The 16,200-nt window shown below is 74.3% G+C and carries 14 protein-coding genes; 4 read left to right on the top strand and 10 right to left on the bottom strand.

The window, feature by feature from the left end; translation table 11 throughout:
- Positions 1-28: 28 nt before the first annotated feature.
- From ACWGKU_RS36190 to ACWGKU_RS36200, 3 genes are read right to left on the bottom strand one after another with little or no spacing between them, the layout of a single operon-like run.
- On the bottom strand, positions 29-559 hold the full coding sequence (locus ACWGKU_RS36190) for a MaoC family dehydratase (protein WP_401050524.1): 531 nt from the start codon (positions 557-559) through the stop codon (positions 29-31).
- Positions 560-576: 17 nt separating this feature from the next.
- Positions 577-1,812 carry an 8-amino-7-oxononanoate synthase family protein gene (locus ACWGKU_RS36195; protein WP_359914677.1) on the bottom strand — a complete coding sequence of 412 codons (1,236 nt, stop codon included), beginning with the start codon at positions 1,810-1,812 and terminating at the stop codon, positions 577-579.
- A gap of 2 nt (positions 1,813-1,814) precedes the next feature.
- Positions 1,815-2,810 (bottom strand): HpcH/HpaI aldolase/citrate lyase family protein, encoded by a 996-nt coding sequence (locus ACWGKU_RS36200; protein WP_401050526.1) that lies wholly within the window; start codon positions 2,808-2,810, stop codon positions 1,815-1,817.
- A 264-nt stretch (positions 2,811-3,074) separates the two neighbouring features.
- Between ACWGKU_RS36200 and ACWGKU_RS36205 the strand changes: the two genes are divergently transcribed.
- Both ACWGKU_RS36205 and ACWGKU_RS36210 read left to right on the top strand, forming a co-directional pair.
- Positions 3,075-4,898 (top strand): nSTAND1 domain-containing NTPase, encoded by a 1,824-nt coding sequence (locus tag ACWGKU_RS36205; protein ID WP_452180621.1) that lies wholly within the window; start codon positions 3,075-3,077, stop codon positions 4,896-4,898.
- Positions 4,899-5,412: 514 nt separating this feature from the next.
- Complete coding sequence (locus ACWGKU_RS36210) at positions 5,413-6,492, top strand: inosamine-phosphate amidinotransferase 1 (RefSeq protein WP_452180622.1); 1,080 nt, start codon at positions 5,413-5,415, stop codon at positions 6,490-6,492.
- 64 nt (positions 6,493-6,556) lie between these two features.
- Here ACWGKU_RS36210 and ACWGKU_RS36215 read toward each other — a convergent pair whose 3' ends face one another.
- The 3 genes from ACWGKU_RS36215 to ACWGKU_RS36225 all read right to left on the bottom strand — a co-directional run bounded on the left by ACWGKU_RS36215 (position 6,557) and on the right by ACWGKU_RS36225 (position 10,683).
- Positions 6,557-7,372 carry an SAM-dependent methyltransferase gene (locus tag ACWGKU_RS36215; protein ID WP_452180623.1) on the bottom strand — a complete coding sequence of 272 codons (816 nt, stop codon included), beginning with the start codon at positions 7,370-7,372 and terminating at the stop codon, positions 6,557-6,559.
- A gap of 105 nt (positions 7,373-7,477) precedes the next feature.
- Complete coding sequence (locus tag ACWGKU_RS36220) at positions 7,478-10,258, bottom strand: tetratricopeptide repeat protein (protein WP_452180624.1); 2,781 nt, start codon at positions 10,256-10,258, stop codon at positions 7,478-7,480.
- Positions 10,255-10,683, bottom strand: coding sequence for a hypothetical protein (locus tag ACWGKU_RS36225; protein WP_401055824.1), 429 nt, complete (start codon positions 10,681-10,683; stop codon positions 10,255-10,257). The genes ACWGKU_RS36220 and ACWGKU_RS36225 overlap by 4 nt, the downstream gene beginning before the upstream one ends.
- A gap of 172 nt (positions 10,684-10,855) precedes the next feature.
- Here ACWGKU_RS36225 and ACWGKU_RS36230 point away from each other — a divergent pair, with 172 nt between their 5' ends.
- Both ACWGKU_RS36230 and ACWGKU_RS36235 read left to right on the top strand, forming a co-directional pair.
- Positions 10,856-11,527 carry a hypothetical protein gene (locus tag ACWGKU_RS36230; RefSeq protein ID WP_452180625.1) on the top strand — a complete coding sequence of 224 codons (672 nt, stop codon included), beginning with the start codon at positions 10,856-10,858 and terminating at the stop codon, positions 11,525-11,527.
- Positions 11,528-11,641: 114 nt separating this feature from the next.
- On the top strand, positions 11,642-12,511 hold the full coding sequence (locus ACWGKU_RS36235; protein WP_452180626.1) for a PIG-L family deacetylase: 870 nt from the start codon (positions 11,642-11,644) through the stop codon (positions 12,509-12,511).
- Between the two features lie 63 nt (positions 12,512-12,574).
- Here the strand turns inward: ACWGKU_RS36235 and ACWGKU_RS36240 are convergent, their stop codons facing one another.
- The 4 genes from ACWGKU_RS36240 to ACWGKU_RS36255 all read right to left on the bottom strand — a co-directional run bounded on the left by ACWGKU_RS36240 (position 12,575) and on the right by ACWGKU_RS36255 (position 15,930).
- The gene (locus tag ACWGKU_RS36240; RefSeq protein ID WP_452180627.1) at positions 12,575-14,881 is read right to left on the bottom strand and encodes an SAM-dependent methyltransferase; all 2,307 of its coding nucleotides are present in this window, start codon (positions 14,879-14,881) and stop codon (positions 12,575-12,577) included.
- A gap of 16 nt (positions 14,882-14,897) precedes the next feature.
- On the bottom strand, positions 14,898-15,167 hold the full coding sequence (locus tag ACWGKU_RS36245; RefSeq protein ID WP_452180628.1) for a hypothetical protein: 270 nt from the start codon (positions 15,165-15,167) through the stop codon (positions 14,898-14,900).
- A 178-nt stretch (positions 15,168-15,345) separates the two neighbouring features.
- Positions 15,346-15,537 (bottom strand): hypothetical protein, encoded by a 192-nt coding sequence (locus ACWGKU_RS36250; RefSeq protein ID WP_452180629.1) that lies wholly within the window; start codon positions 15,535-15,537, stop codon positions 15,346-15,348.
- 42 nt (positions 15,538-15,579) lie between these two features.
- Positions 15,580-15,930: a hypothetical protein gene (locus tag ACWGKU_RS36255; protein ID WP_452180630.1), complete on the bottom strand. Its 351-nt coding sequence runs from the start codon at positions 15,928-15,930 to the stop codon at positions 15,580-15,582.
- Between the last annotated feature and the right edge of the window lie 270 nt (positions 15,931-16,200).

The following is a 16,200-nucleotide window of genomic DNA, read 5'->3' on the forward strand; positions in this document are numbered from 1 at the left end:
GGTGGAGACCGTCGGGCCCGGCGCCGGGTCAGTACCCGGCGACCTCGTCCAGGCCGTGGCCGCGCAGCGGGACGAGGAAGCTGCGTTCGAACACCACCACGGCCTCGCCGGTGGACTTCGTCCCGGTGGTGCGGCAGCGCACGATCCCCTGCCCGGCGCGGCTCTCGGAGAGCCGCTTGGCGAGGGTCTCCGTCTCCGCGTAGAGGGTGTCGCCGGCGAACACCGGGTGGGTCATCCGGATGTTCTCCCAGCCCAGGTTGGCGATGGTGCGCCCGCTCGTCGAGCGGGCGGTCATCCCGCCGACGATGCTGAGCGTCACCAGGCTGGAGACGATCGGCTTCCCCCAGGGGGTGTGCGCGCTGTAGGCGGCGTCGATGTGCAGCGGGGCGTCGTTCATGCTCAGCATGCTCATCAGCACGTTGTCGAGCTCGGTGACGGTCCGCCCGGGGCGGTGCTCGACCACCTCGCCGACCTCGAACTCCTCGTAGTAGCGCCCGACCACCTCGCGGTAGCGGCGCTCGCCGATCAGCCGGTAGCCGGCCGGTTCGGTTCCTCCCATGGTGCTGCTCCCAGGTCCTAGAGGTCGGCGGTGAGTTCCTTGACGTGGCCGGCGAACTCGCGGATCAGCCGCTCGTCCATGTCGGCGCGCAGCATCAGCCGCAGCCCGGCCTCGCCCTTGGGCACGATCGGGAAGAACACCGCGGAGCTGTAGAAGCCGCGCTCGAAGAGCTGGGCGGACAGCTTGACCGCCCGCTCGGCCTCCCCGACGTCGACCCGGCGCACCGGCAGGCCGTTGCCCGCGAAGGTGGTCGGCAGCAGCTCGTCGAAGAGCTCGATGTTGCGGGCCAGTGCTCCCTGGAGGTCGGCCAGTTCGGGGGAGCGGTGGATGGCGGCGCTGGCCAGCGAGGCGCCGACCATCGGCAGCGGGATGTTCTGCGACCAGCCGATGGGGCCGGCGTGCCGGTGCAGGAACTCGAACTGCTCCCGGTTGCCGAGCATCGCGACGCCGCCGCTGGTGCCGAAGGCCTTGCCGAGGCTCGCGGTGATCACCGTCAGCGGGTTCATCTCCAGCCGGGAGCGGACGTAGCCCTCGCCGCGCTCGCCCGCGATGGACAGCGAGTGGGAGTCGTCGATGTAGAGGAACAGCCCGTAGCGGTCCTGGAGTTCGAGCAGCCCGTCGAGGGCCGCGGTGCCGCCCATCGAGTAGGCGCCGTCGGCGACGTAGGCGACCCGCGGGTACTTGCGGCAGATGTCCTCCAGGTAGTTCAGGTCGTTGTGCGGGCAGGTCAGCACCAGCGACTCGTCCGCGCAGACCGGCTTCATGTACGCCATGCAGAAGTGGCAGAAGCGGTCGAAGACCATCACCCGGGGGCCGCCGCCGCCCTGGCAGGTGCCGTCCAGGTGGCCGGAGGCGATCAGCGGCAGGATGCCCGCGGTGAGCGTGGTACAGGACGCCCCCGGCAGGATGTTCGCGCCGAACAGCTCGCCGAGCTCCTCCTCCAGCCGCACCAGCAGGTTGTGCCGGATCCGGGTGGTGGAGAGGACCAGCGAGGTGCTGCGGGACTCGGTCAGCGCGTCCACCGCGCCGGCCAGGACCGCGGGGTGGTTGTTCAGGCCCAGGTACGAGCAGGAGACCATGTTGGCGAACTCGTGGCCGGTCTCGCGGACGATCAGCCGGTTGTTGGACTCGGAGTCCGCGGTGATGCCGATCAGGCCGTTGGCGGCGGCCGCCTGCCAGACCGGGTCGGCGCTCGCCAGCATGGCCTCGGCATTGCGGTACCGGCGCGGGCCGAGGATGGATTCTTCGGTCATCGTCACTTCTCCGTCGCGTGGTTCGGGGGGTCGGTGGGCTCGTGGCCCTGCGGTTGGTACTCCGCGTGTTGCGCGTGTTGCGCGTGCTGCACGTGTTGCGCGTGTTGCGCGTGTTCTGCGCGGTGGGGGTGCTGCGTGTGGTGCGAACCGTCGGGCCGGGGCGGGTCGAACTGCTCGATCAGACGCTGCGAGGCCTCGAAGAACGGCATGCCGACCATCACCCCGTCCACCACGGTCACCGAACGGCCGTTCTCCAGACCGGCCGCGACCACCCGGCGGGCGCGCTCCAGCAGTTCCTCGCCCGGGCTGAACAGCTCGTTGATCAGCGCGAGTTGGCGCGGATGGACGGCGATCTTGCCGCTGAACCCGAAGTCCCGGGCGAGCCCGGCCTCCCGGCGCAGCCCGACGAGGTCGGAGACCTCGAAGAACGGTGCGTCCATCGCCTCCACCCCCGCGGCGCGGGCGCTGTTGACCACCCGGCCGCGGGCGTGGGCCAGGGCCTCCCAGGAGAGCCGGGCGCCGACCGCGAAGGCGTAGTCCGCCGAGCCGAAGACCAGCCCGCGCAGCCGGTGTCCGGCGGCCGCGATGGCGGGCGCGTGCTCGATGCCCAGCGGGGTCTCCACGACCGCCAGGAACTCCGTCTCCGGGCAGTCCGCGGCGAGCGCGCCGGCGGCGATCTCGATGTCCCGGGGGGACTCCGCCATCGGGATCAGGACCAGGTCCGGTTTGACGCGGTACCGGGCGATGGCGATCAGGTCGCGCAGCCCGTCCGGTCCGGACAGGGTGTTGATGCGCACCGCGCTGCGCGCGAGCTTGGCGGACGGGAGCGCGAAGAACTCCTCGGCCAGTCGACGGGCCTCCTCCTTTCGGGCGGGTGGGACCGAATCCTCCAGATCGACCATGGCGATGTCGGCCCCGGACTGATGGCTCTTGGTGTACCGCTCCACTGCCATCGCGGGTGTGGACAGGAGGGAACGGCAGTACCGCGTGAACTTCATGGATGTCTCCGAAGTCGCCGAAGGCTGCGGGGTCCGGTTCTATCCCACCGGCTTTGTTCGGCGCCGTACGGCTGGACATTGAACATCAACTCGGAACAACCGACCCGCGCGCACCATTGTTTGACGCCAACGGGTGCTGTGCATGATGAATAACCGGGGGATGGACACGAGGCGCACGCGGCGCGTGTGGCGCGTGGGCACTCAAGGTTTCAGGACACCGCATCAACGGAGAAGGGGGCCGTAGTGCCGCGTCGGGAAAGTCCGTTGGACCCCGGGGACGGGCCGCTGCTGCGCTTCGCGGGCGATCTTCGGGCCCTGCGGGAACGCGCCGGAAGTCCGCCGTACCGTCAACTCGCCCTGCGGGCCCATTGTTCGGCGGCCAGCCTGTCGGTGGCCGCGGGCGGCCGGCGGCTGCCCAGCCTCGCCGTCACCGTCGCCTACGTGCAGGCCTGCGGCGGGGACGTGCGGGAGTGGCGGCACCGCTGGCAGCTGCTCGCCGCCGAACTGGCCGCCGACACCGCGGCCCGGCGGCGCTCCCAGGACGCCGGAAGCGCCCCCTATCCGGGTGCGGCCGCGTTCGAGGCGGCCGACGCCGAGCGCTTCTTCGGCCGCGAGGCGCTGCTGGACCGCCTGGCCGCCCTGCTGGCCGAACGGAGGCTGGTGATCCTCTCCGGGCCGTCCGGGGCGGGCAAGTCCTCGTTGGTCAGAGCCGGTCTGCTGGCCCGGCTCGGCGGGGCTCCGGGCTCCGGCGCGGCGGCCGGGCGGAGAACCGGGGCCGGGGGCGGAGCGGGCCGGCCCCCGGCCGACGGCGGTGTCCCGGTGGCGCTGCTGACTCCCGGCGAACGACCGATGGAGGCGTACGCGCTCGCGCTCGCCCGGCTCGGGCAGCGAGTCGGGGAGAGCACGCGGGGCGCCTCGGGGCCGACGGCCGGCGACCCGGTGCTGGTGGTGGACCAGGGCGAGCAGCTGCGCACCCGCTGCCGGGACGCCGCCGAGCGGGCGCGCTTCCTGGACGCGCTGGTGGCGACCGCCGCGGGTACCGCGAGGCAGGCGCCGGAGGGGCTGCCGGTGGCGGCGCCGGCCCGGTGCCGGGTGGTGCTGGTGCTCCGCTCGGACCAGTGCGGGCCGCTGTTCGCCGAGCACCCGGGGCTGGCCGAGGCCGGCCGGAACGCGGTGCTGTCGGTGGGGCGTCCGGCGCCGGACGAGCTGCGGCGGGCGATCACCGAGCCGGCCCTGCGGTCCGGCTGCACCGTCGAGGGTTCCCTGCTGGCCGTCCTCATCTCGACCGCCGCGCAGCAGCCGGGCGCGCTGCCGCTGGTGTCCACGGCACTGCTGGAGACCTGGCGGCGGCGCAGCGGCAACGCCCTCACCCTGGCCGGCTTCCAGGCGACCGGAGGTTTCGAGGGCGCGCTGGCCCGGACGGCGGAGTCGCTGTACAACGGGCTGGACCCGGCCGGCCAGGCCCGGGCGCGGGCGGTGTTCCTGCGGCTCGGCGGGGAGTTGCTCGGCGCCGGCGAGGACGCGGCCGGCGGCGCGACGGCGCTGGGCGACGGGCTGACGCCGGGCGGCGGGCTCTTATCGGGGGGAGACCTGGTGCCGGGGGGCGATGAGGGCACCCGCAAGCCGGTCCGGCGGGCCGAGTTCGACGATCCCGGCGTGCCCGAGGTGATGGAACGGCTGGTCCGGGCCCGGCTCGTGGTGGTGGACCGGGACACCGTCGAGCTGTCCCACCACGCGCTGCCGCAGGCCTGGCCCCGGCTGCGCGGGTGGCTGGCGGAGGGCCGCGAGGCGCTGGGCGAGCAGCGCAGGCTCTCGGCGGCCGCCCGGGGCTGGGAGGCCGCCGACCAGGACCCCGAACTGCTCTGCCGGGGTGTCCGGTTGGAGCAGCTCAAGCGGCGGGTGGCGGCCGGCGAGCTGGCCGCGGCCGGGGTCGAGCGGGCCTTCCTGGCGGCCTCCGCCCGGGCGGAGGCCGCCGGCCGGCGCCGGGCGCAGCGCCAGAACCTGGCGGTGGCCGGGGTCGCCGCGGCGGGCGGGGCGCTGCTGGCCCTGGCGGGCGGGAGCCGGATCCGCCGGGCCTGGCGGTGGTGAGCCCCGGAGCGCGGGGCCCAGTGGTGACGGCCGGTCCCACGGGCACCGCGTCCGGGCCGGCTGCCGGCCCTCGCCAGGGTCGGCCCGCGGGGTCGGCTTTCGGGCCCTCGCCCGGGTGTTGATCAGCCTCGGTGCGGGGGAGTTGAACAACGGACGGGCCGACCGGAGGCTCGGCGCGGCGGCGCGTTCGGTGCCGATCACGGTCCTTGCGCCGCCGTCGGTCGTCCGGGTAGCTTGACAGGCGATCCCGGCCCTCCGAAAAGCGAATTCGGCTGCCCGGCCAGTGATTTCCCGTAACGCCGTGGTCGGCCGGAGCCGCTCCGGCGATCAATCCGTCCCGATTTCCGTCGCTGTTTTCCGCATGTTCGGGGGACCCCGCTCCGCCGACGGCCCGCGGTCCTTCGGAGTCCACCGGGCGCTGCCGTCCTGTGGTGCGGTTCGAAGCCGCGCGGTTCCGAGCCGTCGCGTCCGCCGTCCTTTCCGCGTTTCCCCAAACCCGTGTCAAGGGAGAGCCATGTCCGATTCGGCCCGTCCGGTCCACAGCTGGGACGAATTCACCACACTGCGGGAGATCGTGGTCGGGACCGCCGCCGGCGCCCGGCTGCCCGAGCAGACCGAGCCGTCCTCCTGGCTGTCCTGCTTCCCGAAGACCAGTGCCGCCGACCTCGCCTCGATCGAGGCGGGCCCCTACCCCCAGCAGGTCGTCGAGGAGACCGAGGAGGACCTGGAGGCGCTGGTGGCCACCCTGCGCGGCCTCGGCGTCACCGTCCACCGGCCCGAGGCGGTCGACCACGCGGCCGGGTTCGCCTCCCCGCTCTGGGAGGCCGACGGCGGCTTCCACTCCTACTGTCCGCGGGACCTCACCCTGGTGGTCGGCGAGACGCTGATCGAGGTGGCGAGCCCGATGCGGCAGCGCTACTTCGAGGTGTTCGGCCTGCGCGGGCTCTTCCAGGACTACCTGCGCCGCGGCGCGCGCTGGGTGGCCGCCCCCCGGCCGCGGCTGGGCGACGAGCTCTTCGAGTCCGACGCGGACGGGCTGCCGCTGCTGGGCGAGGCCGAGCCGGTCTTCGACGCCGCGAACGTGCTGCGGCTCGGCCGGGACGTGTTCTACCAGGTCTCCCGCAGCGGCAACGAACTCGGCCTGCGGTGGCTGGAGTCCACCCTCGGCCTGCTCGGCGACGGGGGCCTGCGGCTGCACCCGCTGCGCGACATCTACGGGTACACCCACATCGACAGCACCATCGCGCTGCTGCGGCCGGGGCTGGTGCTGCTCAACCCCGAGCGGATCAGCCCGGAGACCGTCCCGGCGCCGCTGAAGGGCTGGGACATCCTGTGGTGCCCGCCGGCCGAGCCCACCGGGGACACGCCCGAGCACGCGCTCAGCGAGAGCTGGATCAGCATGAACCTGCTGATGGTCTCCCCGGACACCGCGATCGTCGAGTCCGGTCAGGAGAGCCTGATCAAGCAGCTGGAGCACGCCGGGATCACCGTCCTGCCGCACCGGCTGCGGCACTCCCGGGCACTCGGCGGCGGCTTCCACTGCGTCACCCTGGACACCCGGCGCGACGGCGGGCTGGAGGACTACCTGTCCTGACCGGGGTTGGCGGAGCCCGGCCGACGGCGGCCGGCCGGGCCCCTGCGGACGGGGCCCGCGACGATCAGGACGTGCGGGCCAGCCCGCAGGAGATCAGCCGCTCCCACACCGACAGGCCGCCCTCGGCCGCGGCGCCACCGTCACCCGGCGCGGGTTCCGGACGCCACAGCGGGCAGGGCACCAGCCCCGGTGCGAGCAGGTCGAGGTCGCCGAACAGGGCGAGGATCTCCCCGTCGGTGCGCCAGCGGCCGCGGCCGAAGCTCTCCTGGAGCTTGCGCTCCATGCGCCTGGTCTCCTCGTTCCCGCCGGAGCGGAAGTGGGAGATGTAGACCAGGCTGCCCGGGGGCACCCGCTCCGCCCACCAGCGCACGAGAGCGGCGGGCCGCTCGGAATCCTCCAGGTGGTGCAGGACGGCGCTGAAGACGACGCCCACCGGTTCGTCGAAGTCGATCAGGCGCCGTACGTCGGGGTCGCCGAGGATCCCCTCCGGCTCCAGCAGGTCCGCCCCGACCAGCGTGGTGCGGGGGTCGGCGGCCAGCAGCGCCCGGCCGTGGGCGAGCACGGTCGGATCGTTGTCGACGTAGACGACGCGGGCGTCGGCGCGGTGCCGCCGGGCCACCTGGTGCACGTTCTCGGCCGTGGGCAGGCCGCTGCCCAGGTCGACGAACTGTCGGACGCCGTCGCCGGCCATGGCGCCCACCGCGCGGACCAGGGCCCGGCGGTTGGCGAACGGAATGGCCACCGAACCGGGCAACTCGTGGAGGAAGAAGTCGCCGACCTCGCGGTCGACGGCGTAGTTGTCCGTGCCGCCGAGCAGGTAGTCGTACACGCGGGCGATGCTCGGCTTCGACCGGTCGATCCCGGTGGTGCCGTCGGTCATGGGGCCAACCCGTCCCTGGGATCCGCTGTCGCCCCGATGGTAGGAGAGCCGTCCCGTCCCGTCCCGGCACCACGCGTGGACCCACCGGGCTACCGACCCGCCGGGCTACTGCCGCGGACGGGGATCGTCGCGCGTGCGCAGCGCTTCGGCCAGCAGGCCCGCCACCACGACGGAGACGGGGTGGTCCGTCCCGACCGCCTCGGTCAGTCCGGCGAGGGCGGCCCGGTACCCCTCGACGGCCCCGGTGACGTCGCCCGCCGCCTCGTGCACCCGGGCCAGGGCGGCCCGGCTGCCGAGGGTGTCCGGGTGGTCCGGGCCCAGCAGCTGGGTGCGCTGCTCCAGCACGGTGGTGAGCAGCGACCGTGCCCGCTCCAGGTCGCCCGCGCCCCGGCAGGCCACCCCGAGGTTGTTGCGGGTGAGCACGGTGTCGCGGCTCTCCGGGCCGAGCAGCCGCTCCTGTTCGGCCAGCACGGTCTCGAACAGCGGGACGGCCCGGGCGGACTCGCCCCGCCCGTGGTAGGCGACCGCGAGGTTCCCGGCGCTGCGCAGCGTGTCCGGGTGGTCCGGGCCGAGGACCTCGCGGCGCAGGCGGAGGGCCTCCTCGAACAGGGGGAGCGCCCGTTCCGGCTCGCCGGCCGCGTCGTGGGCGGAGGCCAGCATGGAGAGGCTGACCAGGGTTTCGGGGTGTTCCGGGCCGAGCACCCCGGTGCGCTGGGCCAGCGTCGTGCGGCAGAGGTCGAACCCGGTCGCGATGTCACCGCTCGTCAGGCAGAGGTGGGCGACGTTGCTCCGGCTGAGCAGGGTGTCGGGGTGCTCCTCGCCCAGGGCGTCGGCACGCCGGGTCAGGACGTCCTGGTAGATCTCCCTGGCCCGTTCCAGGTCGCCGGCCGCGTGGTGGGCGTACCCGAGGTTGCTCAGACAGCTGAGGGTGTCGGGGTGTTCGGAGCCGACGAGTTCCTCGAAGTCGGCCAGCACCTCCTGGTAGAGGGCGATCGCCTGCCGGTAGCGGCCGACGGTCTCGTACGCCCCGGCGAGGTTGTTGCGCAGCCGTAGGCCGTTGAGCCCGACCATGGGCCCCGGCAGGTCGTCGGGTCTGGTGTCGGCGAGGTCCCTGCGGAGCAGGTCCTCGTAGATCCCGATGGCCCGGTCGAACCGGCCGAGGGCCGCGTGGGCGCCCGCCAGGTCGCTCAGCAGGGTGAGGGTCCTGAGGTGGTCCGGGCCGAGGGCGACCCGGCTGTCGTCGGCGGCCTTCTCGTACTCCTCGACCGCCTGCTGGACGCTGCCGCGGGCCTGGTGGGTGGAGGCGAGGCTGCTGCGGATGTTGAGGGTGGTGAGGTGCCCGGGGCCGTGGACCCGCAGGCTCTGCTCCAGGAGCGGGCCGAGGATCCCGATGCTCCGGTCGGGCCGGCCGGTCGCGAGGTGGACCCGGGCGACCGCGGAGCGGGCCACCAGCGCGAGCGGGTGCTCGGGCCCGAGCCCGTGCCGGATCTGGGCCTCGTACGCCTCGTACAGCGGCAGCGTCCGGGTGGTCTGCCCCCCGGCCTCCAGGTGCAGGGCGGCGCCGGCGTAGAGGTTGAACACCGCCGAGTCGCAGCTGTCCCGCGGGTCGGTCGCGGCCAGGGCACGGATCTGGCCGACCAGGCGGGCCAATTCGGCGGCATCGGGGTCCTGGTCGGGCCCGGCCGGACGCACGGTCCGCAGCAGGGCCTGCTCGGCCTCGTACCGGCCCCGGGGAGCGGCCCCCGCCGGGCGCCGGGCGAGGGCGTCGGCGCGCAGCACGCCCTGGACCAGCCGGTGCACCCGGACGTCGCGCCAGGCGTAGCCGATCATGCTGTAGGCGTGCAGGACGCCGAGCGCGTCGTCGGCCGCGATCTCGTCCGGGGCCAGCCGGTCCACCAGGTCGCGCGGGCAGCCGTCGGCGTCCAGCCAGGCCAGGGCGTGCAGGAGGTCGACCGCGACCGGGTCGTCCTCGGCGACCGCCGCCAGGGAGACCTGCCAGACCCTGGCGACGGTGCGCTGCGGGTCCCGGCCCGCCGGGGTCCTGGACAGCTGGAGCCCGAGCCGGCCGCGGTAGGCGGCGACCGTGGTGCGGGTCCGGCGCAGGTAGGCGCCCGCCTGGTCCAGGGCGAGCGGGAGGCCGCCGAGCTCCCGGGCCAGCTGCCCGACCTCCCAGCGCGACTCGTCGGACCCGTCCCACTCGGAGACCCAGGACCACAGCAGCTCGGCCGCCTGCTCCTGCGGGAGGACGTCGAGTGCGAGCAGCGCGTCGCCGGAGTCGACGCCGACCGCGTCCCAGTCGTCGGCGAGCCGGGTGGTGACCAGGTGGTGCCCGCCGGTGAGGCTGCCCAGGAACGGTGCGAGGAGCGCCGGGTCCTCGACGTTGTCGTACACCAGCAGCCAGTTCGTGTGGTGCTGGAACCAGGCCAGCGCCCAGGCGGTCAGCTCCGGCCGCTGCGCGGTTCCGGCCCACACGGGGTTCAGCCGCCGGGCGATCTCGGCCAGGGCCTCCTCCACGGCCCCCGGGGAGGACGCCTCGATCCACCAGACCAGGTCGTACGCGGTGCGGAAGCTCTGGGCGTACTGCCGCGCCAGGGTGCTCTTGCCGACCCCGCCCAGCCCGTGGAGCACCGCCGTCGCCGCGCCGGGCCCGGTGCGTTCGGCGCTCAACACCTCCCGCAGCGCGGCCAGTTCCCGCTGCCGGCCGGTGAAGCGGCCGTTCGGCCGGAGCAGGTGGACGACGTCGACGGCCGGGGTGTCGGCCGCGGAGCGCAGCGCCTCGGAGGGCAGCACGATCGTCGTGACCTGGGTGACCATCAGGCCGTCGTTGGAGCTGTTGAAGCTGGCGATCTGTCCGGCGCCGCTGAAATGGTGGGTGGGCGACGTCACCGGGTGCCGTCCCGGTGGACGACGGTCCTGCTGCTCATCGTCCCGCTGTTGCTGCCGGTGTTGACGACGGCCCCCTGGCCGCTCACCACGATGCTGACCGGCGCCGGCTGCGCCCGCGCCAGCAGCGCGGCCAGCTCCGCCAGCAGCGCCGGGTCCTGGTGGAGCGTGCGCCGCACGGCCTGCCGCAGCGCGCCCTGGGCGTCCGCGCCCGCGCCCTCCTCCGCCGCCTCCAGGACGTTGGTCTCCAGGTCCTCGCGCTGCCGCTCGTCGCGCCGGTTCCAGACGCGCTGGAGGATGCGTGTGCCCAGGCCCACGGTGGCCGTCGCGGCCGCGTCCTGCGCCTGCGTCAGCACCGAGTCGCCGTAGGCGGCGATCGCGGCGCCGATCGGTGGACCGGCCAGTTCCATGAATGCGTCGAGCTCCATGGGCTCCCCCTCGAAAATCCCGGACCGAACGCGGCCGGCCGGAGCGGGCCGGCCGCAGTGGATCGGCCACAGCGTAGGGAACCCGAGGGAGCGGCGGGTCCGGGACGGGCGAACCGATCGGTCTCGATCCGGTTGCGATCGGCTGACAGTGTCGCATGGCAGAGTCTGCCCCATGAACATCACCACCACGCTGCACAGTTGGGACGAGTCCGTCGCCCTGTTCGAGCGCCGCGGCCTGCCCGTCTCCACGTACGAGAACCTCTACGAGGAGTCGTACGACGTCCACGCCGGCGCCCTGGCGATCGACGGGCACCTCGACCTCGACGCCGCGGAGCTGGACGGCACCGGCCTGGTCGTCGACGGTGACCTCGACGTCAGCGGCGCCGTCCTCACCATCGACGACGGCTGCTCCGCGCTGATAGTGCTGGGCGACCTCCGGGCGGCCGCCGTGTACCTGGAGGGTGACGCCAAGCTGCTGGTCCGCGGCAGCGTCCACGTGGAGGCCTTCGTCGGCAACATGACGGACAAGCTGGTCATGGTCCACGGGGACCTGCACGCCCGGGTCACGGTGCTGTCCGCGGGATTCGAGCCCGACCTGGTCGAAGGGACCCTGCACGGCCCCGTCCTGGCGCCCGCGTACCTCGCCGCCGCCTACTCGGCGCCCACCGGCGCCGAGGCGCCCGCCGCCGCGGCGGCGGTGCTGGTGCCCGAGGTCCTGAGCGCCGGCGCCGACGACGACCCCGACGGCCAGGGCGTCTTCGACACCCCCGGCGTCCACGGCGGACGGCTGTTGGGCCGCATCGAGGCCGGCCTGCCGGTCACCGTGGCCGCCGGGCGTGGATAGCGGCTGTCTCGCGGATTGCCGGGTGCGCGACGCGGAACGGGACAACCCCGGCGACGACCCCGCCCCGTGGCGCAGACTGGGGCGAGTACTTTTCACATCGGAGGATGGATTTTCATGGTTGACCGGCCCTTGACGCTGATGGCGGTGCACGCCCACCCCGACGACGAGGCCACCGGGACCGGGGGTGTCCTCGCCCGGTACGCGGCGGAGGGCGTCCGCACGGTCCTCGTGACGTGTACGGACGGCCGGTGCGGTGACGGACCGGGAGGGGTCAAGCCGGGCGAGCCCGGCCACGACCCGGAGGCCGTCGCCGCGATGCGCCGGCAGGAACTGGAGGCCAGCTGCGAGGTGTTGAAGGTCAGTCACCTGGAGCTGCTGGAGTACGCCGACTCCGGGATGATGGGCTGGGCGAGCAACGACGAGCCCGGGTCGTTCTGGCGCACGCCGGTGGAGGAGGGCGCCGCCCGCCTCGCCGAACTGATCCGGCACTACCGGCCCGACGTGGTCGTCACCTACGACGAGAACGGGTTCTACGGCCACCCCGACCACATCCAGGCCCACCGCATCACCATGGCGGCGCTGGAGCTGACCGATCCGACGCCGAAGGTCTACTGGACGACGGCGCCGCGCTCGGCGATGCAGCGGTTCGGCGAGGTCATGCGCGAGTTCGGCGCGGACTGGGAGGAGCCGGAGGCGGCGCAGGAGTCCGGGGCGGCGGAGGAGTCGGAGGCGTCCGAGATGCCGGACATGTCGGAGATCGGCCTGCCGGACGAGGAGATCACCACCTGGGTGGACACCACCGCGTTCGGCGGCCGGAAGTTCGACGCCCTGGCCGCGCACGCCAGCCAGGGCGAGAACATCTTCTTCCTGAAGATGGGCAAGGAGCGGTTCACCGAGCTGATGGGCGTGGAGACCTTCGTGCGGGTCAAGGACACCACCGGCGCGGCCCTTCCCGAGGACGACCTCTTCGCCGGCCTGCGCTGATCCCCGTCCCCGTCCCTGTGTCCGTACGGACCCGGCCGTCGCCGGCCGGGTCCGTGCCGGGCGCTACCGGCCGCCGTCCCGCAGGGCCTGCTCCACGGTCCGCAGGGCGGTGGCCGACTGCTCCCAGCCGTGCCACCAGAACAGCCCGCCGTCGTGGCTCGCCCCGGCGGCGAGCGCCGTCAGGTGGGCCCAGGGGCCGGCCGGGATGCCGAACCGCGGCCGGGCGGCGAGCCGTCGGGCGGCCTCGCCGTCGACCGGGACCATGCCGAGCAGCGGGAACGGTTCGCCGTCCGCCGTCCGGCCGGTGCCGTGCAGCATCGGGTGCAGGGTGATCGGGTCGAGCAGCAGGGTGAGGTCGGCGGAGGGCAAGAGCTCCGGTCCGTCCCGCCAGCCGAGCCGCCGTCCGCTCGGCCCGGCCCCGGGGACGGGCCGGCCGTCGAGCACGACGCCGTCCGCGGCGACCTCCAGGCGGGCGCCGCCCGGGCGGTCGGGCAGCCGCAGCCGGTAGTCCCCGTACAGGCGACGGGCGGGCTCCGCCACGGCCGCGGAGAAGGGGACGGTGACGCCGTCCACCTCGAAGCCCGCCGGTCCGATCACCACCGCGGCGGTGACGGGTTCGCCGTCGAGGGTGACGCGCAGACGCGGGGCCGAGCCGGGGGCGCCGGGTACGACGTCCACGCGCAGGCCCTCGCTGCGGTACCCGCCGACGAGGTCGGCGAGCGGTGGCACCTGCGGCAGCGGGTACTCGGTCAGGCGCACCGCCGCGCCCGCGACGGTTCCGGTCAGCCGGCGCCGGCCGTCGCGGCCGAACTCCGTCCGCAGCTCGCCGCCGACGCCGCCGTCCGCCGCGCGCCAGCGCAGCACGCCGTGGGCGTAACTGGGGCCGGTCACCCGGAGGCCGTCGACGTGGACCCGGTGCCGGGGCGGGTCGGTCGCGCGGCCCAGGACGTAGACCGAGAGGCCGCCGTCCGCGGTGCCGTACAGGCCCGTCCACGGGTACAGGGCCCCGGCGAGGACGGAGTCCAGGTCCCGCCGGATCGACGGCCAGCCCGCCGCGCCGTCCCGCGCCAGCCGGCGGGCCTCCGACTTGCGGGTGAGCAGGGTGCGCAGCCGGTGTGCCGCCTCCGGCCCGGGCCGCCGGGGGACGCCCCGGGCGGCGGCCTGCAGGGCCAGGTCCTCGCGCCGGGCCAGCAGGGCGCGTTCGTCGGCTCCGAGGTCCGGCGGGGCCCAGTGCGCGACGGCGGCCGCGGGATCCCGGACGTAGCGCTCGCGCAGGGCGCCGTCCTCGCCGAGGGCCAGGGCGAAGCGGGCGCCCGGGGTGTCCTCCTGCCAGTGGTAGCCGGCCGGGACGCGGAAGTCGGCGAAGCCGCGGAGGGCGGCGAGTTCGCGGGGGCCGTACGCGTCGACGACCCGCAGCGGGCCGTCGGGCGGGCGGACGGTCCGGCCGGGTTCGAGCAGGCCGAGGCGTTCGAGCACCCGCGGGTCGGCCGGGGCGGCGACGGCGGGCGGCAGGTACCAGGTGGAGGCGCTGGTGACGGTGCGCTGCACGGCCGGGTCGCGCAGGGCGGCGACGGTGTACCGGGCGGTGACGGGGTCGAGGCCCCGGTAGCGGGCGCCGATGTAGTTGACCACGATGTGGTCCGGCCCGTAGACCTCCTCCAGCCGGTCCAGCAGGACGGGCAGGTGGCGGTTGGTGAACCCGGCGCGCCGGTAGTCGAGTTCGCCGACGATGCCGACCTGCCAGAGCACCAGGTGCAGGCCGGGGTCGAGGCGTCGTCCGCGGATCAGCAGGTCGGAGGCCTCGAAGGTCTGCATGCCGGGGGTGCTCGGGTCCACGCCGAGGTCGGCGCAGAGCACGTCCAGGGCGCTGATGCCGGGGCGCATCACGGCGGTGTGGCCCTCGCGGCGGGCGATCCGCACGGCGCGGTGGCTGGACAGCACGAAGATGCCCGGGTGGCCGTAGAAGACCGCCGCCACCCGGCGCCCGGCCCGCACGAAGTGCAGGACCGCCTCCGACATCTGGACGTACGTCAGGTAGCGGTCCTTCGCGTCGTCGTAGAGGACGCCGAGGTCGTAGGCGTCCGGGCGCCAGGCGTTGATGCGCACGATCGTCGCGGGATCGGCCACGCAGTGGAAGACGTGGTCGGCCTCGTGGAGCAGGCGCTCGTCGGCGCGGGTGAAGCCGGCGGCCTCGATGCCGGAGCCGAGGACGGTCAACTCGCCCTTCTGCTCGGACGGTTCACCGCCCGGCGGGCCGGCCGCGGCGATCGCGCGGGACAGTTCGGCCCACCGGGCCTGGTGCTCGCGGCGGGAGGGGAAGCGGTCGAAGGGGCGCGTGTAGCGGTGCGCGGAGCGGCGGTCGGGGTCCATGCGGCGGCGCGGGCCTTCAGCGGTCGTCGCCGGTGACCATCTGGGTGACCTGCGGGGGCAGCGCGTCCACCAGGAGCGGCGGGTCGAGTTGGACGGGCGGGTCGAACTCGAAGACGGCCTGGGTGCTCTGCGGCGGGGTCATCAGCACCGGTGCTCCGGACGCGAGGGTTCCCGGAGCCGGGGCGGCGTCCGCGACGGTGCCGCCGTCGTCGTCCAGGATCAGGTCGATGTCCACGTCGATGTCCACGACGTCGACGGGCGGGGTGTTGGCGGTCAGGGTGGTCATGGCGGTCACTCGTCCCCTCGGGGCCGCGGGCGGAGGCGGGTTCATGCTACTGAACGGACGTTCGGCCGGACAGGGGGTCGGGCGACCGGGCAGCTGCGGAGCAGCGGAGTGCCGGCCGGGCGGCGGATGGGCCGCGCGGCCGGCACGGTACGGACGAGGTGTCCGTGGGGGGATCCCGTCAGAGCAGCACGCTGGCGGCGATCGGGGCGATGGTCTTGACGATGTCCCAGAAGCTGTCGGCCTCGACGCCGGGGGTGTTGCCCAGGGCGCTGCCGGTGCGGCCGGTGCGGTCGATCGGAGGGGCCAGTCTGGGGAGCTGCGGGGTGGGGGACCACACCCGGTGTTCCTCGCGGACGTCTTCCATGGTCATGGTTGCTTTTCCCTTCGTGTGTACGGGGACGGCTGGCAGGGTTCAGTAGAGGCCTCCGATGGCGGGGGGTGGGGGCGGCAGGCAGCCGGGGGTGGGGGCGCCGCCGCAGGCCCAGGGGGCCGGGTCCGCGAAGCTGGGGCCGTAGATCCCCCCGGGGCCGTCCATGATCAGTGTGGTCGGGTGCTCGGTGGGATCGGCGCCCTCCTTCAAGGTGGGGGCCACCACGCTGGTCGGCCGAGGGCCGCCGGTGAATCCGACGGGCGCCCGGACGGGGCGCGCGGCCGCGTTCCGGTCGTCGCCGACGTCGACGGTCTCCTTGTACACCTTCAGGTACGCGTCGTAGCCGACCGTGCGGTCGATCGGCGGCACCTGGGGCGGCGGCTGCTCGTACATGGTCCTCTCTCTCCTGTTCGGTGCTCCGGTGGTCGGCCGTACGAGGCGGCGTCACCGGGCGGGTGGCCGGGCGGGGGGCCCCACCGGCGCGGGCCCGCCCCCCGGGGGGGCCCAACAAACTAATTTCGACACCAAAGCCCCCCGAGCCCCCCCCCCCCCCCCCCGGAGCTTCGCCCTAGCTTGTTGTGGCGCCCACCGAGTTGTCGTCTGGCTGTGTTGTCGGCTACGACTCTTGTGTTTATGATCCTGCAGACGGGCCCGAAGAAGACC

It is taken from the genome of Kitasatospora sp. NPDC054768 (assembly GCF_053612025.1).

What these genes read in the sequence shown, in the direction of transcription:
- ACWGKU_RS36200 (WP_401050526.1), bottom strand. Translation starts at nt 2,810, where the DNA reads ATGAAGTTCACGCGGTACTGCCGTTCCCTCCTGTCCACACCCGCGATG.
- ACWGKU_RS36195 (WP_359914677.1), bottom strand. Translation starts at nt 1,812, where the DNA reads ATGACCGAAGAATCCATCCTCGGCCCGCGCCGGTACCGCAATGCCGAG.
- ACWGKU_RS36230 (WP_452180625.1), top strand. Translation starts at nt 10,856, where the DNA reads ATGAACATCACCACCACGCTGCACAGTTGGGACGAGTCCGTCGCCCTG.
- ACWGKU_RS36245 (WP_452180628.1), bottom strand. Translation starts at nt 15,167, where the DNA reads ATGACCACCCTGACCGCCAACACCCCGCCCGTCGACGTCGTGGACATC.
- ACWGKU_RS36215 (WP_452180623.1), bottom strand. Translation starts at nt 7,372, where the DNA reads ATGACCGACGGCACCACCGGGATCGACCGGTCGAAGCCGAGCATCGCC.
- ACWGKU_RS36235 (WP_452180626.1), top strand. Translation starts at nt 11,642, where the DNA reads ATGGTTGACCGGCCCTTGACGCTGATGGCGGTGCACGCCCACCCCGAC.
- ACWGKU_RS36190 (WP_401050524.1), bottom strand. Translation starts at nt 559, where the DNA reads ATGGGAGGAACCGAACCGGCCGGCTACCGGCTGATCGGCGAGCGCCGC.
- ACWGKU_RS36250 (WP_452180629.1), bottom strand. Translation starts at nt 15,537, where the DNA reads ATGACCATGGAAGACGTCCGCGAGGAACACCGGGTGTGGTCCCCCACC.
- ACWGKU_RS36225 (WP_401055824.1), bottom strand. Translation starts at nt 10,683, where the DNA reads ATGGAGCTCGACGCATTCATGGAACTGGCCGGTCCACCGATCGGCGCC.
- ACWGKU_RS36255 (WP_452180630.1), bottom strand. Translation starts at nt 15,930, where the DNA reads ATGTACGAGCAGCCGCCGCCCCAGGTGCCGCCGATCGACCGCACGGTC.
- ACWGKU_RS36210 (WP_452180622.1), top strand. Translation starts at nt 5,413, where the DNA reads ATGTCCGATTCGGCCCGTCCGGTCCACAGCTGGGACGAATTCACCACA.
- ACWGKU_RS36240 (WP_452180627.1), bottom strand. Translation starts at nt 14,881, where the DNA reads ATGGACCCCGACCGCCGCTCCGCGCACCGCTACACGCGCCCCTTCGAC.